Genomic DNA, 15,434 nt, shown 5'->3' with positions numbered 1-15,434 from the left:
CTTCCTCGGGGTTTCCGCGCCCCGGGCAGTGAGGACGGCGGGAGTTCCTGACTCATCCGGTGCGGCTCGCTGCCGCGCGGATTCACAGTGGCGGGACCGCGCCGGATTCGCACCGGGCTTCCTCCCATGTCGCCGTCCTCGGCGATGGCGGGCCTGTTGGCCGCCTGGGACTCATCCTAGGGGGCGGGGTCACCTGCGGTGACGCTGGGGCGTGGGGTGCGGGCTCGGGGGTGCGGTCGGGTGCGGCGCCGCTGCCGGGGCTCTGCCCCGGGCCCCGCTCCTCAAACGCCGGAGAGGCTGGATTTGGCCGGCGCCAGCCTGTGCGGAGTTGGATTGCCCGGAGGGCAATTCCGGCCCGCCGGCGTTGGAGGCGCGGGGCGTTTCAGCCGTCCGGCGCCTGAGACGGCCCGGTCCATCCAGTCGTCCGGTGTTTGAGGCGGCCCGGACCTATTCAGCCGTCCGGCGTTTGAGGACCGGGGTCTGGGGCGGAGCCCCAGGGGGTCCGGGCGCAGCCCGGTACCCCTCCAGCCCGTCCGGCGTTTGAGGCGCGGGTCCGGGCGGAGCCCGGGGAACGGTGGAAGGGCGGGTAGGGGAACTCCGCCCCGCGCAGCGGCACGCGGGCGTCCGGGCCGGGCCGGGCGGGTCCGGCGGGTTCGGACGCCCCGAGGGTTCGGGCGGGGCCCCCGGCGGGTTCCCGGAGGCGGGCCATGGGCTGGATTCGGGCGGCTGTCGGGCTGGAACGGGGTGGTGTGGGCCACAGGGGGTGGGCGCAGAATCGTGGGTATGCTCGCCGCCATGCCCACGCCCCCCTCCGCCACAGCGCGGGACGAACCCGTCATACGGGATCGCGGCGACGCCTGCCCCGGCGCGCTGCGCCTGCACGCCGCCGCCGACGGGTACCTGGCGCGGGTCCGGATCCCGGGGGGTCTGCTGACCGCCCGGCAGGCCACCGTGCTGGCGCTGGCCGCCGACCGTTTCGGGGACGGGCACCTGGAGCTCACCTCGCGCGGGAACGTGCAGCTGCGCGGCCTCGCCGAAGGGTGCGGCACGGGCCTGGCGGAGCTGCTGGACGCAACCGGGCTGCTGCCCGCCCCCGGCCACGAGCGGGTACGGAACGTCGTGGCGACCCCGCTGTCCGGGCTCCTGGGCTCCGGGCGACCCCATGTGACGCCCTGGGTGGGGGAATTGGACCGGCTGCTGTGCGCCAGCACCCGTGCGACGGCCCTGTCCGGGCGGTTCCTGTTCGCCGTCGACGACGGCCGCGGAGACGTCGCCGCGCTCGACCCCGATGTCACCCTGCTCGGCGCACCGCGGGGCCGGGCACTGGTCCGGCTCGGCGCGGACCCGGGCGCCGTGGAGGTGGACGCCGCCGACGCGCCCCGGGCGGCGCTGCTCGCGGCCGAGTACTTCCTCGACTCCGCGGACGCCGCCGGCACCCGCGCCTGGCGGGTGTCCGAATTGCCCGCCGAACACGCCCTGGAGGCAGGGGAGTTCGCGGCGCGGCTGGGGGCGGCGGGCATCACCGCCGCCGTCGTGCCCGCGGTGGCCTGGCCGTACGCGCCGCCGCCCAGGCCCTGGGGCCCCGGCGCCGGTGACCCGGCGCCGCTGTGCGTGCTGCCCCCGCTCGGCCGGCTCACCTCGGACCAGTGGCGGGTGCTGGTGGGCGTCGCGGCCGCAGGCGAGGACGACGGCGAGGGCGACGGCGAGCTGCGGATCACCCCGTGGCGGAGCGTCGTGCTGCCCCGCGCGAGCATCCGGCGGCCGGTCGACGGCTATGCGCGGCTCGTGGCCGCGGGCCTGTCCGTCGCACCCGACGGACCCTGGGAGTCCGTCACCGCCTGTACTGGGCAGCCGGGTTGCGCCAAGGCGCTGTCCGACGTACGCGCCGACGCGCGGGCCGTCGTGGAGGCCGGCCGCGCGGAAGGCGAGGCCGTCGGCGCGCCCGTGCACTGGTCCGGGTGCGAGCGCCGGTGCGGGCATCCGCGCGGCGCCGCCTGGGTCGACCTCGTCGCCACCCCGGACGGGTACCGCCTCGACGGCCGCCCGGTGCCGTCCCACGAACTTGCCCAGGCCGTCGCCGACGCGCGCAGCCAACCCCGAGTGTCCGAAGACGCAGTGAAGAAATGAGCGAGTACACCGTGTTCGAGTACGAGAAGGACGGCGCCGAGATCTACCGCCAGTCCTTTGCCACGATCCGCGCCGAGGCGGACCTTTCCGGGCTGCCCGCCTCGGTCGCCCAGGTCGCGGTGCGCATGATTCACGCCTGCGGGATGACCGACCTGACCCGGGACCTGGGCTACTCGCCCGGGGTCGTCCTGCGGGCGCGCGCCGCCCTGGAGGTCGGTGCGCCGATCCTGTGCGACGTGCAGATGGTCGCCAGCGGGGTCACCCGCAAGCGACTGCCCGCCGACAATCAGGTGATCTGCACCCTCTCCGACCCGGCCGTGCCGGAACTCGCCGCGAAGATGGGCACGACGCGCAGCGCCGCCGCCCTCGAAGTCTGGCGGGACCGGGGCCTGTTGGAGGGCTCGGTAATCGCCGTCGGGAACGCGCCGACCGCGCTCTTCCGGCTGCTGGAGATGATCGAGGAGGGCGCCCCGCGCCCCGCCGCGGTCATCGGGGTCCCCGTCGGGTTCATCGGCGCCGCCGAGTCCAAGGACGCCCTCGCCGAACACCCCTCCGCGCTCGACCACTTGATCGTCCGGGGCCGGCGCGGCGGCAGCGCCATGGCTGCGGCCGCCGTCAACGCCATCGCGAGCGTGGCCGAATGAGTGCCGGAAAGCTGTACGGGGTCGGGCTCGGGCCCGGCGACCCCTCGCTGATGACGCTGCGCGCCGTCGAGGTGATCGCGGAGGCCGACGTGGTCGCGTACCACTCGGCCCGCCACGGCCGCTCCATCGCCCGCTCCATCGCCGCCAAGCACCTGCGCGCGGATCACGTCGAGGAGCCGCTGGTCTACCCGGTCACCACCGAGACCACCGACCACCCCGGCGGCTACCAGGGGGCGATGGAGGAGTTCTACGAGGCCTCCGCCGCCCGGCTCGCCGCCCACCTGGACGCCGGCCGGACCGTCGCCGTGCTCGCGGAGGGCGACCCGCTCTTCTACAGCTCGTACATGCACATGCACAAGCGGCTCTCCGACCGGTACGAGACCGAGGTGATCCCCGGGGTGACCTCGGTGAGCGCCGCGGCGGCCCGGCTCGGCACCCCGCTCGTGGAGGGCGAGGAGGTGCTGACGATCCTGCCCGGCACCCTCTCCGAGGAGGAGCTCACGGCCCGCCTCGCCGCCACCGACTCGGCGGTCGTGATGAAGCTCGGCCGCACCTTCCCCGCCATCCGGCGGGCCATGGAGAACAGCGGCCGGCTCGCGGAGGCGCGCTATGTGGAGCGCGCCACCATGGCGGGGGAGCGGACCGGCGTCCTGGCGGACACCGACCCGGACTCCGTGCCGTACTTCGCCGTCGCCGTGGTGCCCAGCCGGATCGGGAACCCGGGCAGCGTGCCGTCCGGACCCGGCGAGGTCGCCGTGGTCGGCACCGGCCCGGCCGGGCCGCTGTGGCTGACCGCCGAGACGCGGCGGGTGCTGGCCGACGCCGAGGTGCTGGTCGGGTACACGACGTACCTGGACCGGGTCCCGGTCAAGCCGGGCCAGATCCGGCACGGCTCCGACAACAAGGTGGAGTCGGAGCGCGCCGAGTTCGCGCTCGACCTCGCCCGGCGCGGCAAGCGGGTCGCCGTGGTCTCCGGCGGTGACCCCGGGGTCTTCGCCATGGCCACCGCCGTCCTGGAGGTCGCGGGGCAGCCCGAGTACAAGGACGTGCCCGTACGGGTACTGCCCGGGGTGACGGCCGCCAACGCGGCGGCCGCCGCGGCCGGAGCCCCGCTCGGCCACGACTACGCCACCATCTCCCTGTCCGACCGGCTCAAGCCCTGGGAGGTCATCGCGGAGCGGCTGCGCGCCGCCGCCGCGGCCGATCTCGTACTGGCCCTGTACAACCCGGGCTCGCGCAGCCGCAATTGGCAGGTGGCGCAGGGGCGCGAGCTGCTGCTGGAGCTGCGGGCACCGCAGACCCCGGTGGTCGTGGCGCGCGACGTGGGCGGGCCGGAGCAGTCGGTGCGCATCGTCACCCTGGCCGAACTGGAGCCGTCCGAGGTGGACATGCGGACGATCCTGCTGATCGGTTCCTCGCAGACCCAGGTGACCGAACGGCCCGACGGGTCGCGGGTGACCTGGACCCCGCGGCGCTACGGGTGAGCGGTACCGCGTAGTTCGGCGCGGTCGTGAGGAGGCGCGGGGTGGTTCGCCGCCCCGGGCCTTTCCGTGCTGTCGGCCTTTCGCGTCGCGCGGGTTCCTACGGGGCCGGCGGAAGGGTCACGGTCATGATCGGGCTCGGGGGGCCCACCGGGGGAGTCCAGTTCAGTTCCGGGGTGTGGGGCGGCGCGGGCGGCGGCGTGGGGCCCCGGTTGGGGTTCTGCGGAACCGACGAGGCGCGCGGCTTCTTCCCCGGCGTGCGCGAGGTGCCGTTCCCGGGGGCCGGCCGGGAGGCCCCCGCCGCCGGGGCCGCGCTCGTGGCGGCGGAGGAAGGACTGGGGCCCTTCGTCGGCGATCCGGTCGGAGCGGGCGTGCCGGCGGGCGGGGGCGTGCCGGAGGGAAGGGGCGTGCCGGACGGCTCGGCGGCGGCGGTCGTCGCCGGTACCGCGGCCGGTTTCCGCGCGGGCCCGCCGCCCGAGCAGCCGCCCGCGAGCAAACTGCCGACCAACAGGGCCGTTACCGCTGAGGAGACTCTGCCGACGGCTCTCATGACCTGCCCTTTCCTACGCGTGCACGATCAACGCGGCAGATCGTAGCCCAGCCGGTGCAGGGCTTCGGCGACCGAGGCCGCGGACGGGACACCCTCGGGCGACGGCGGGCGGCGGACCAGGAGGACCGGGACACCGGCCTCGCGGGCCGCGGTGAGTTTGGGGGCGGTGGCCGAGCCGCCGCTGTCCTTGGTCACCAGGAGGTCGATGCGGTGGCGGGCCAGCAGGTCCCGTTCGTCGTCGAGGGTGAACGGGCCGCGGGCGAGCAGCACTTCGAGGCGCGGCGGGGCGGGCGCGGCCGGTGGATCCACCGAACGCACCAGGAACCAGGGCTCGGTGAGGTGCGCGAAGCTGTGCAGTCCCATCCGGCCGGTGGTCAGGAAGACGCGGGTACCGAGGTCCGGGAGCAGGGCGGCCGCCTCGGCGAGGGAGTCCGCGACGTGCCAGTCGTCCCCGGGGCCCGGGGTCCAGCCGGGACGGCGCAGCGCGAGCAGGGGCACGCCCGAAAGGGCGGCCGCCCCGGCCGCGTTGAAGCTCATCCGCTCCGCGAAGGGGTGCGTGGCGTCGACCAGGTGCGTGACCCCGTGCGCGGTGATCCACGCCGCCAGCCCGTCGGGACCGCCGAAGCCGCCGATCCGGATCCCGCCGGGCGGGAGCACCGGGGCGGCGACCCGGCCGGCCAGGGAGGTGGTCACCCGGGGGGATTCCGGGGCCGCGGCCAGCGCCTCCGCGAGGCGGCGGGCCTCGGTGGTGCCGCCGAGGATCAGGACGTGCTGTCCCGGTCCGGCCCGATCAGCAGGCATGCCGGTCGCGCTCGGCGGAGTACAGGTGGCTGTCGCGGAACTGCTCGGCGCCCAGGGTGCGGCCGACCAGGATGACGGCGGTGCGGACCAGCCCGGCCTCCTTCACCTGGGCGGCGATGTCGGCGAGCGTCCCGCGCAGGATCAGCTCGTCGGGGCGGCTGGCCATCGCGACCACCGCCGCCGGGCACTCGGCCCCGTAGTGCGGCAGGAGTTCGTCCACGACCCGGTCCACGTAGCGGGTGGCCAGGTGCAGTACCAGCAGGGCCCCGCTGCGGCCCAGCGTGGCGAGGTCCTCGCCGGGCGGCATCGGGGTGGCCTGCTGGGAGATGCGGGTCAGGATCACGGTCTGGCCGACGGTGGGGACGGTCAGCTCCCGCTTCAGCGCGGCGGCCGCCGCGGCGAAGGCGGGGACGCCGGGGACGACCTCGTACGGGATGCCGGCCGCGTCGAGCCGCCGCATCTGCTCGGCGACGGCGCTGAAGACGGACGGGTCGCCGGAGTGGAGCCGGGCCACGTCCTGGCCCGCCGCGTGCGCGCGTACGCACTCGGAGATGATCTCGTCCAGGTTCAGCTGCGCGGTGTCGACGAGGCGGGCGTCCGGCGGGCATTCCGCGAGCAGCTCGCGGGGGACCAGGCTGCCCGCGTACAGGCAGACGGGGGCGGCGGCCAGGGTCCGGGCGCCGCGCACCGTGATCAGGTCGGCGGCGCCGGGGCCCGCACCGATGAAGTACACGGTCATATCGTCTGATCCACCATTTCGGGGTCGGGCTGGCTGAGCTGGTCGGGCTGGCTGAGCGGATTGGGCTGGTCGAGCTGGTCGAGCTGGTCGAGCTGGTCGAGCTGGTCGGGCGGGGAGTGCGGGTGGGACGGGTGCGGCTTGGTGACCGTCCACTGGGTGACGGGCATCGCCTGGCGCCAGCCGGTGAAACCGCCCACCGGTACGGCGTGCGCGACGGCCAGTTTGACGAGTTCGCCGCCGTGGCGGCGGTAGCGGTCGGTGAGGACCGCCTCCGACTCCAGGGTGACGGTGTTGACCACGAGCCGGCCGCCGGGGGCCAGGGCCTCCCAGGCCGCGTCGAGCAGGCCGGGCGCGGTCAGGCCGCCGCCGATGAACACCGCGTCGGGGGCGGGCAGTCCGGCGAGCGCGTCCGGCGCGGAGCCGGTGACCACGCGCAGGCCGGGGACGCCGAGGGCGGCCGCGTTACGGGTGATGCGCGCGGCCCGCTCCGTCACCCGCTCCACGGTCACGGCCCGGCAGGAGGGGTGCGTGCGCATCCACTCGATGCCGATGGAGCCGGAGCCGCCGCCGATGTCCCACAGCAGTTCGCCGGGGGCGGGGGCGAGGGCGCACAGGGTGGCGGCGCGGACGTGGCGCTTGGTGAGCTGGCCGTCGTGCTCGTAGGCGGCGTCGGGCAGGCCGGGGGTCGCGCCGAGCCGGGGGGTCTCGGTGCGGGGGTCGCGGCGGCAGTCGACGGCGACCACGTTGAGGGGGTCGCCGGGCGGGTGTTCCCAGCTCTGGGCGAGGCCCTCGTACGCGTCCTCGTGCTCGGAGCCGAGCTGTTCCAGCACGCGCATCCGACTGGGGCCGAAGCCCCGCTCTCGAAGCAGAGCAGCGATCTCGTTCGGGGTCACTGCTCCGGCGCTCAGCACCAGCACCCGGCGGCCCTCGTACAGCGCGGCCGCGAGCCGGGCCACGGGGCGGCCGACCACTGTGACCACCTCGGTATCCTCCACGGGCCAGCCGAGGCGGGCGCAGGCGTAGGAGACGGAGGAGGGGTGCGGGACGACGTGCAGGGTGCCGGGTCCGAGTTCCTCGGAGAGGGCGCGGCCGATCCCGTAGAACATCGGGTCGCCACTGGCCAGCACCGCGATGCGGCGGCCCGCGTGCTCGGCCATCAGCTTCGGCACGGCCGGGCGCAGCGGGCTGGGCCACGCGATGCGGGTGCCGCGGCACTCCCCGGGCGGGAGCAGGTCCAGCTGCCGGGGCCCGCCGATCAGCACCTCGGCCCCGGCCAGTGCGGCCCGGGCGGGGGCGGTGAGCCCGTCCCAGCCGTCTGCGCCGAGGCCGACGACCGACACGGGGGTGGGGGGCGGTGCGGAGCTCACTGGGTGGACCTCGGGGTACGGAAGCGGGTGGACCCGCAGCCTACTGGGCCTGACCTGCGCCCCTGGCGGGCGGGGCGCGGGGGCGGGCTTGGCCCTGGCCTCGGGCTTCGCCCCGGCCTTGGCTCCGGCCCCGGCCCCGGCCCCGGCCCCGGCTCCGGCCCCGGCTCCGGCTCCGGCTCCGGCTCCGGCTCCGGCTCCGGCTCCGGCTCCGGCTCCGGCCCCGGCCCCGGCCCTGGCCTTGACCCCGGCCCCGGCCCCGGCCCTGGCCCCGGCCTTGGTCCCGGGCCTGCGCCTCGAACTCTGCCAGGCTCCGTCCGGGGGACTCCCTGATGAGGCTGGACGTCGCCAGGCAGTGGTCCTGCCCAGGCGGGGAGTGCCGCGGGGGTGAGGTCCCCTACCCGCCCTTCGCCCGTTCCCCGGGGCTTCGCCCCGGACCCGTCTCATCGTGCGGCGCCGTTGCCGGGGGCCAGCCCCCGGGCCCCCACCCCTCAAGCGCCGGAGGGGCTGGAAGGGGCCGGGCGGGGCTGGATTGCCCAGGGCATCCCACCGCGGTGTGCGTAGCGCTGCGTGCGCGGGCAACCGGCGTCGGGTAAATCCGGCCTCGCCGGCGTTTGAGGCGCGGGGTCTGGGGCGGAGTCCCAGGGGGTCCGGGCGGCGCCTGGGGAAGGGCGGGGTGGGGAGTTCGCGCCGTGCAGCGGTGTGTGGGCGGGGCCGTGGTTCGGGCGAGGGGTCGGGAGTAGGGTGCGGGGGCCGGTGGGCCGTGGGGTCCTCGGGAGGGGAGAGTTGCCATGGCGGGCTGGGACGCAACCCGGATTCCGGATCAGAGCGGGCGGACGGCCGTCGTCACCGGAGGCAACAGCGGGATCGGGTACGCCGCTGCCAAGGAACTCGCGCGCCACGGAGCCTCGGTGGTGCTGGCCTGCCGGAGCGCGGCCAGGGGGCGGGCCGCCGAGGTCGCGCTGCGTGCGGAAGTGGCAAGTGCCGACGTGGAGTTCATGGCGCTGGACCTTGCCGATCTGGCCTCCGTCCGGGAGTTCGCGGCCGCGTTCGGGCGGCGGCGGGACGGGACCCTTGACCTGCTCGTCAACAACGCCGGCGTGATGGCCCTGCCCTACGGCCGCACCGCCGACGGGTTCGAGACGCAGTTCGGGGTCAACCACCTCGGGCACTTCGCCCTCACCGGGCTCCTGCTGCCGCACCTCCTCGCCGCCCCGCCCGGAGCCCGGATCGTCAACCTCTCCAGCGGCTTCCACGCCCTCGGCGACGTGGACCACGAGGACCTCAACGGGGAACGGAGCTACCGGCGTTGGATCGCCTACGGCCGTTCCAAGACCGCGAACCTGCTCTTCACCCACGAGCTCGCCCGGCGCCTCGCGGCCGCCGGATCCGGGATCGTCGCGGCCGCCGCACACCCCGGGTACTCCGCCACCAATCTGCACGTCGCCGCAGCCCCGCAGGCGGGCACCACCCTCACCTCGCGGCTCGCGGTCGCCGCCAACGGACTCGGCATCCTCATCGGCAACGGGGTCATCGCCCAGTCCGCGGCCTCCGGCGCGCTGCCGACCCTGTACGCGGCCACCGCCCCCGGGGTCCGGCCGGACGAGTTCATCGGGCCGCGGTTCAGCATTCGTGGCGCGCCGCACCGCTCCTGGCGGGCGAAATGGACCCTGGACGACAAGTCCGGCGAACGGCTCTGGGCCGCCTCCGAAAAGCTCACCGGAGTCTCGTACGCGGCTCTATCGCGCTGAATCCCCGGGGGCTAACTTGCTACTCGCCAGTCACTTCAGGCTGTCGGGCCGCATCCCGCCGCATCCCCTGGGAGAGCCATGCGCAGATCCGCCCTGCCCGTTCCGCTGCTGTTCACGATGCTCGTCGTCGCCGTCGTGGCGCTCGTCGCCACCCTGCTCACCGCCCCGACGGCGCGGGCGACGCAGGCCGCGGAGAGTGCTGCCCGGGCGCAGCGGCGTACGCCGGTCGTCCTCGTGCACGGGTTCGGGGACACCGCGGCCTCCCTCGACGGGCTGGAGGACCATCTGCTCGCCCAGGGGTGGCTCGCCGGTGACCTCGCCGAGTTCGGTTACGACTGGGCAGCCACCAACGACGCCAATGCCGCCCGCTTCGGCGCCTTTCTCACCGAGCAGTTCGGTAGCCGCCCCGTCGATGTGGTCGCTCACAGCATGGGATCGCTTCTGACACGCAAGTACCTGAAGGACGGCGGGAGTTCCCGGGTCCGGGCCTGGGTCTCGCTCGGCGGTCCCAACCACGGTGCGGGGGACGCCGCGCCCTGCGGGCCCTTCGCCACCTTCTGCGACATCCACGCGGCCTCGCTCGCGGACATGACCCCCGGCAGCCCTTTCCTGAGCTCCCTCAACGCGGGCGACGAAACCCCGGGTGCCACCCGCTACACCACCTTCAGCTCCACCTGTGACCAGCAGATCCCGCCCGGCGACAGTCGCGCCCCGCGTTCCACCGAGCTGGCGGGAGCCGTCAACCACGTCCTCCCGGTGGGTGACAGCGGCTGCCCCTCGCACTACGGGCTGCTCGGCAACGACTGGGTCCGTCGGCAGATCGTCGCCGAGTTCTCCAAGGACCCGGTCAGTGAAGTGGAGTTGAAGACGGGGCCGTTCCGGATCACCGTGGACTCGGCCCGGTTCACCTCCAGCGGGGAGAGCGGACCCGAGCTGTACGACGGCCTCACCCTGACCACCGACGGGATCGCCCGCTCCCTGTGGCACCGGCACCGGTCCGGCGCCACCGCCTTCCCGGACCACGATCCCTGGTTCGGGCTCGACGACTCCACGAGGGGGCAAGTGTTCAGCGGCCGGGCGACCGTCACCGCCTACCTCGTCGACGCCGACTACAGCGCCGGGAACAACGACGACGTGATGGCCGCCGGCCGGGTCCACTGGGAACCGTCCCTGGGCTTCGGCCGGTTCACCGCCAGGATGGCCGGTGTGGACGGCGGCGAAGCCTCCGTCACCTACACCGTCACCCCGGCGCAGGGCGTCCCCGCCTGCCTGGTCCGGGTGGACCAGGCGGAGTTGACCTACTTCGACGACGGCACGACCCGCCCCGCGCTCTACGGGGACATCGCGGTCCGGACCGGCGACGGCGCGCGCACCGCCGTGTGGTCGCGCTCCGGCTCGGACCCGTCGACCTTCCCCAACCAGGGCAACCGCACCAACCCCGACCCGTACTTCTACCAGCGCGTCGGCTCGGGGACCACGTACGGGCCCGGGCCGTTCGAGATCGGCGTCTTCCTCTGGGACTACGACGCCTCCTCGGCCGACGACCTGGTCGCCCGGGGCACCGTGGCGTGGGATCCGTACACCGATCAACCAGGGACCCGTACGAGCGAGTTCCGCGGGGACGACGGAGGGCATGTGAAGGTCACCTGGACCGTCCTCTGCCCCTGATGCGCCGGAAGGTCCGGCGGGGCCGGGCGGGGGCGCGCCCCGGTATGAGCCCGTCCGCCCCCGTCGAGCCTCCGGGCGCCCCGTCCGGGCCCTGACCAGGTCGCCCCGTCCGCAGCCACACTCGGCGGCATGGACGACGACGCAACGGACAACCACCTACGTACCACCGGCCCGCAGGCCGATCCCGAGGGCCGCGCCGACCACAGTGCCGATCACGGCTCCGACCACAGTGCCGACCACAGCGCCGGGGACCACGCCGTGGTCCTCGGCGCGGGCATGGCCGGGCTGCTGGCCGCGCGGGTGCTCGCGATGCGGTTTCGCCGGGTCACCGTGATCGAGCGGGACGAACTACCCGAGGGCGAGCCGGTGTTCAGGCCCGGAGTGCCCCAGTCCCGGCACGTGCATGTCCTGTGGTCGCGGGGTGTGGAGCTGATCGAACGGATGCTGCCGGGCATCACCGGCACGCTGGTGGCCGCGGGGGCGGGCCTCTACGACTCCCCGCGCGACTTCCTCTGGCTCTCCCCGGCCGACTGGTTCGGGCCGGTGTCGGGGGCCAGGGTGCTGCTCGCGAGCCGGGAGCTGCTCGAATCGGCGGTGCGGGGGGAAGTGCTGCGCAACCCGCGCGTCCGGGTCCGGGCCGGCGCGGCCGCCGCCGGACTCCTGGCCGGGCCGGACGGGCGTACCGTCACCGGCGTGGAACTGCGCGGCGGCGAGCGGATCGCCGCGGCCCTCGTCGTCGACGCCACCGGCCGCACCTCCAAGGCGCCCGCCTGGCTCACGGCGCTCGGCCACCCGGCTCCGCAAGTCACCCGTTGCGACTCCCATCTCGGGTACTCCAGCCGGTACTTCGAGATACCGCACGATCCCGGACGGCGCTGGCAGGGCCTGTACGTCCAGGGCCGGCCCGAACTCCCGCGCGGCGGAGTGCTGGTCCCGCTCGACGGGGACCGCTGGCTGGTGACCCTGGTCGGGAACGGCGAACACGCCCCGTCCGTACGGGACGAGGAGTTCCTCCCGTTCGCCCGGAGCCTGCGCAGTCCGGCCCTCTACGACGCCATCCGGGACGCGGTCCCGCTGTCCTCGCCCACCGCCTTCCGCAACACGGCGAACGAATGGCGCCACTACGAGCGCCTGGAGCGCTGGCCGGCCGGGTTCCTGGTCCTCGGTGACGCCGCCTGCCGGGTCAACCCCGTGTACGGACACGGGATGACGGTCGCCGCGCTCGCCGCGGAGGCCCTGGCCAAGGAGATCCGTACCCTGACGCCCGCGGAGATCGCCGCGGGCACCCGCCGCATCCAGCGCCGGACCGGCGCGGTGGCCGCCGTGCCCTGGCAGATCGCCACCAGCGAGGACATGCGGTACCCGGTGACGGAGGGGCCGTCGCCGGACCGGGCCACGCGGATCCTGCAGCGCTACATGTCCAAGGTGATGGCGGGCGCCAACACCGACCGGGTGATCGCCGCGCGCTTCTTCGGGGTGCTGTCGCTGACCAGCCCGCCGACCACCCTGCTCGACCCCGTCACCGTGGTCCGCGTCCTGACCAAGCGGCACCTCCCGGAGAGCCCCTACGCCACCGCCTACCCGCCCCACCACGGCGCGCCGGTGGGACGGGTCAGATAGCGCTCGACGGCCTCGCGGGCGCGGGCGCTGGAGGCCGCCGCGTCGGCCAGGGACCGGGCCAGGGCCTCGATCCACTCGTCCAGGCCCACCTGGCGGCGGGAGAGCACGATGCCCCGTACCTCGTGGCAGATCTCCCCGTCCACCCGGCCCCGATCCGTCCGCAGCGACAGCCGTTGCCCGCCGAGCGAGACGTCCAGCGCGGTGACCGTGCCCTCGCGCCCGGCGAGGCGGTCCGCGACCGAACGCCTGCGGTCGACCCGTACGGCGCCGGGCGGCAGGGATTGCGCCAGGTCCGCCGCCAGGACTCCGACGTGCAGGCTCAGGTCCGCCTGGTCGCTGCGCAGCGCCGCGGCCAGCAACTCCACGTCGGTCTCCGGCATTTCGGCCACCTCCGGGACATCGGGCAGCTCCGGGACTTCGGGCACCTCGGGCAGGTCAGTCATCGAGGCCCAGCACCATGGTCGGCCGGTCGATGACGTGGTCGGCGCGCAGCGGGCGTACCGCGGTCCCGATGGCGAAGAACTCGGTGGTGTGCGACCCCCAGCTGTGGGTGTGCTGCCTCAACTGGACCGCCACGATCCCCTCGGCCTCCAGGGCCGTCGCCTCGGCCCGCATCCGGCTCATCGCCAACTCACGTGCGTCGTAGAGGGCCTGGGTGAAGGGCTCGATCTCTACGTTGCGGCCGGCGGTGGACAGGGCCTGGGTGAAGCGCTGGTGCGCCACGTGGTAGACGCACGACCCCATGACCATGTCCAGCGGTGCCTACCCGGCGCGGACCAGGGTCCAGAAGTCCTGGCCGGACAGGTTCGAGGTGAAGGGCTTGCCCTTGTTGTTGAGCCAGGTCCCGGCCGGACCCGGGTCGGCGCCGTCCGCCTTCACTGCGGTGCCGACCGCGATGAACTCAGCGATGTCCGAGCCGAACTCCTTGAACTCGATGTCGAGGCGCACCCCCACGATCCCGTCCGCCCCCAGGGCGCTCGCCTCGGCCTCCATCCGGCTCATCGCCAGTTCGCGGGCCTCGTACATGGCCTGCGACAGCTTGGTCAGTTCCTGGTTCTTCGTCCACCGGCCGAGCTGGATGCCCACGTGGTAGACGGAGGTGCCCAGGACCAGGCCGAGGGGGCGGAAGCCGGCCTCGCGCACCAGCAGGAACTCGTTCACCGACAGGTCCGAGGTGAAGAGCGAGCCCCTTTCCCCGGGCCGGAGCTGTGCCAGTCGGCGCATCGCGTCCTCCGGTATCCCCTGCCTCGCCCCTGCCCGCCCTGTGCTCTCGGTCATCTCAGTGCTCACGTTCCAGTCGCATGATGGTCAGTGGTCCGGGTCCGGCGGGCCGCGCGGAGCGGCCGAACCGGGCGACGGCGGTGCCGACGAGGACGGCCTCCGCGACGAAGTCGCGCGCGTACCCGAGGGAGGGGCACTCGTTCTCGCGCACCCGGAGTGCGATGTCGTCCACCACCACCCCGTCGGCGCCGTGCCGGGCCACGTCCTCGGTCAGCTGTTCGCGGGCCCTGTGGCGGACGTGGCCGACCAGTTGGGTGTACCCGTCGACCTCCTGGTTCCCGGCCGTCAGGCGGGACAGGCGGGAGGTGCGCCAGTCGTCGTGGCGGGTGTCGATCGCGATGCCGAAGGCCAGTGCGGCGGGAATCCATCCGGAGTGCACGAGCCGGGCGAAGTCCTGCCCGCCGAGGTGTGAGGTGAAGGGCTCGCGCGGGCGGACGCGGGAGCGGGCCCGGACCGCGGTGCCGATTGCGGTGAACTCCAGCGTTTCCGCGGCGAATTCGGAGACCCGCAGATCCACGCCGACGATCCCGTCGCCACCGAGCGCGCGGCACTCGGCCACCGCCCGGGAGAGTGCCAGCCGGCGGGCCGTGTACAAGGTCCGCGTCAACTGGGAGTAGGAGGCGGTCCACGCGGAGGAGGGCTTCTTCGCCCCGTCCGTGACCGACCAGGCGCCCGGGCAGCCCCAGAGCCTGGTGTACCCAATGCCGAAGACGGCGGTGCCGAGGACCTGCCCGACCGGGTCGAACCCGGCGCCCTCGACCGCCACGAACTCCTTGGCCGACAGGGCCGAGTCCCAACTGCCCGCGGACCGGGGCCCCGGCGCCGCGCCGTCAAGGGCCCCCGGCAGGCCGGTGTCTCCTCGGTGTGCCATCGAATCCCGTACCGTCCGCCCCTCGGCCCGCCGTGCGGATCACGGCGCGCCCCCCGTCGGCAGCCTATGTCATCCACTCCGCGGGCCATCGGACGATCCGGGTGCGGGCGATCTAGGATCGGCGCATGATCGCCGAGATGCAGTGTGTGGTGCTGGACTGCCCCGATCCGGCGGCGCTGGCCGCGTTCTACCAGCGCCTGGCCGGTGGTGAGGTCAACCGTCCCGACCGGCGCTGGGCGACCGACGCGACCTGGGCCACCCTGCACCTGCCGGGCGGCCAGGTCCTCGCCTTCCAGTACGCCGAGGACCACCGGCCGCCCCGCTGGCCGGACCCGGCCCGGCCCCAGCAGCTCCACCTGGACTTCGCCGTCGCGGACCTGGACCCGGCTCACGCGCAGGCCCTGGCCTGCGGAGCCACCCTGCTGGACGGGGGCCGGGAGGACGAGGGCTGGCGGGTCTACGCCGATCCGGCCGGGCACCCGTTCTGCCTGGTGCGCCACTGACCGGGCGGTCCCCGCCGGCCCCCCGTCTCAGCCC

Annotated in this window: 15 protein-coding genes and 1 riboswitch; of the genes, 8 read left to right on the top strand and 7 right to left on the bottom strand. The window is 74.6% G+C overall.

Annotated features, from left to right (window positions below; genetic code table 11):
* Positions 1-41: 41 nt before the first annotated feature.
* Positions 42-145: riboswitch (cobalamin riboswitch) on the bottom strand.
* Positions 146-795: 650 nt separating this feature from the next.
* The 4 genes from cobG to OG435_RS41795 all read left to right on the top strand — a co-directional run bounded on the left by cobG (position 796) and on the right by OG435_RS41795 (position 4,848).
* Complete coding sequence (gene cobG / locus OG435_RS41810) at positions 796-2,127, top strand: precorrin-3B synthase (RefSeq protein ID WP_266885504.1); 1,332 nt, start codon at positions 796-798, stop codon at positions 2,125-2,127.
* Entirely contained in the window at positions 2,124-2,771 is a 648-nt protein-coding gene (locus OG435_RS41805) for a precorrin-8X methylmutase (protein ID WP_266885502.1), read from the top strand. The genes cobG and OG435_RS41805 overlap by 4 nt, the downstream gene beginning before the upstream one ends.
* Entirely contained in the window at positions 2,768-4,255 is a 1,488-nt protein-coding gene (locus tag OG435_RS41800) for a precorrin-2 C(20)-methyltransferase (RefSeq protein ID WP_266885500.1), read from the top strand. Before OG435_RS41805 ends, OG435_RS41800 begins: the two co-directional genes overlap by 4 nt.
* 125 nt (positions 4,256-4,380) lie before the next feature.
* Positions 4,381-4,848, top strand: a complete 468-nt coding sequence (locus tag OG435_RS41795; protein WP_266885498.1) for a hypothetical protein — start codon at positions 4,381-4,383, stop codon at positions 4,846-4,848.
* On the opposite strand, the gene OG435_RS41790 is transcribed toward OG435_RS41795, so the two are convergent.
* The 3 genes from OG435_RS41790 to cbiE are packed head-to-tail and all read right to left on the bottom strand — an operon-like array spanning position 4,830 to position 7,709.
* On the bottom strand, positions 4,830-5,603 hold the full coding sequence (locus tag OG435_RS41790) for a cobalt-precorrin-6A reductase (RefSeq protein WP_266885496.1): 774 nt from the start codon (positions 5,601-5,603) through the stop codon (positions 4,830-4,832). The two genes, OG435_RS41795 and OG435_RS41790, sit on opposite strands and share 19 nt — an antisense overlap.
* Entirely contained in the window at positions 5,593-6,342 is a 750-nt protein-coding gene (cobM, locus tag OG435_RS41785) for a precorrin-4 C(11)-methyltransferase (protein ID WP_266885494.1), read from the bottom strand. The genes OG435_RS41790 and cobM overlap by 11 nt, the downstream gene beginning before the upstream one ends.
* On the bottom strand, positions 6,339-7,709 hold the full coding sequence (cbiE, locus tag OG435_RS41780) for a precorrin-6y C5,15-methyltransferase (decarboxylating) subunit CbiE (RefSeq protein ID WP_266885492.1): 1,371 nt from the start codon (positions 7,707-7,709) through the stop codon (positions 6,339-6,341). The genes cobM and cbiE overlap by 4 nt, the downstream gene beginning before the upstream one ends.
* Before the next feature lie 788 nt (positions 7,710-8,497).
* Here cbiE and OG435_RS41775 point away from each other — a divergent pair.
* The 3 genes from OG435_RS41775 (at position 8,498) to OG435_RS41765 (ending at position 12,745) form a co-directional block, all read left to right on the top strand.
* Positions 8,498-9,457 (top strand): oxidoreductase, encoded by a 960-nt coding sequence (locus OG435_RS41775; protein WP_266885490.1) that lies wholly within the window; start codon positions 8,498-8,500, stop codon positions 9,455-9,457.
* Between the two features lie 78 nt (positions 9,458-9,535).
* The gene (locus OG435_RS41770) at positions 9,536-11,125 is read left to right on the top strand and encodes an esterase/lipase family protein (protein ID WP_266885488.1); all 1,590 of its coding nucleotides are present in this window, start codon (positions 9,536-9,538) and stop codon (positions 11,123-11,125) included.
* A gap of 129 nt (positions 11,126-11,254) precedes the next feature.
* Complete coding sequence (locus OG435_RS41765; protein ID WP_266885486.1) at positions 11,255-12,745, top strand: FAD-dependent oxidoreductase; 1,491 nt, start codon at positions 11,255-11,257, stop codon at positions 12,743-12,745.
* Here OG435_RS41765 and OG435_RS41760 read toward each other — a convergent pair.
* Genes OG435_RS41760 through OG435_RS41745 form a run of 4 tightly spaced genes read right to left on the bottom strand, consistent with a single transcriptional unit; the run spans position 12,703 to position 14,897 of the window.
* Positions 12,703-13,188: a hypothetical protein gene (locus OG435_RS41760; protein WP_266885484.1), complete on the bottom strand. Its 486-nt coding sequence runs from the start codon at positions 13,186-13,188 to the stop codon at positions 12,703-12,705. The two genes, OG435_RS41765 and OG435_RS41760, sit on opposite strands and share 43 nt — an antisense overlap.
* A complete protein-coding gene (locus OG435_RS41755; protein WP_266885481.1) occupies positions 13,181-13,489 on the bottom strand; it encodes a heavy metal-binding domain-containing protein in 309 nt (102 codons plus the stop codon). The genes OG435_RS41760 and OG435_RS41755 overlap by 8 nt, the downstream gene beginning before the upstream one ends.
* Before the next feature lie 18 nt (positions 13,490-13,507).
* Positions 13,508-13,969: a YbjQ family protein gene (locus OG435_RS41750; RefSeq protein ID WP_266885479.1), complete on the bottom strand. Its 462-nt coding sequence runs from the start codon at positions 13,967-13,969 to the stop codon at positions 13,508-13,510.
* A gap of 55 nt (positions 13,970-14,024) precedes the next feature.
* The gene (locus tag OG435_RS41745; protein WP_266885477.1) at positions 14,025-14,897 is read right to left on the bottom strand and encodes a heavy metal-binding domain-containing protein; all 873 of its coding nucleotides are present in this window, start codon (positions 14,895-14,897) and stop codon (positions 14,025-14,027) included.
* 125 nt (positions 14,898-15,022) lie between these two features.
* On the opposite strand from OG435_RS41745, the gene OG435_RS41740 reads away from it, so the two are divergent.
* On the top strand, positions 15,023-15,400 hold the full coding sequence (locus OG435_RS41740) for a VOC family protein (protein WP_266885476.1): 378 nt from the start codon (positions 15,023-15,025) through the stop codon (positions 15,398-15,400).
* The last annotated feature ends 34 nt before the right edge of the window (positions 15,401-15,434 follow it).

Origin of the sequence: Streptomyces sp. NBC_01264 (assembly GCF_026340675.1) — a bacterium.
Classification (GTDB): domain Bacteria; phylum Actinomycetota; class Actinomycetes; order Streptomycetales; family Streptomycetaceae; genus Streptomyces.
Note: the sequence above shows the minus strand (reverse complement) of the source record. Positions and strands in the feature narration are given on the sequence as shown.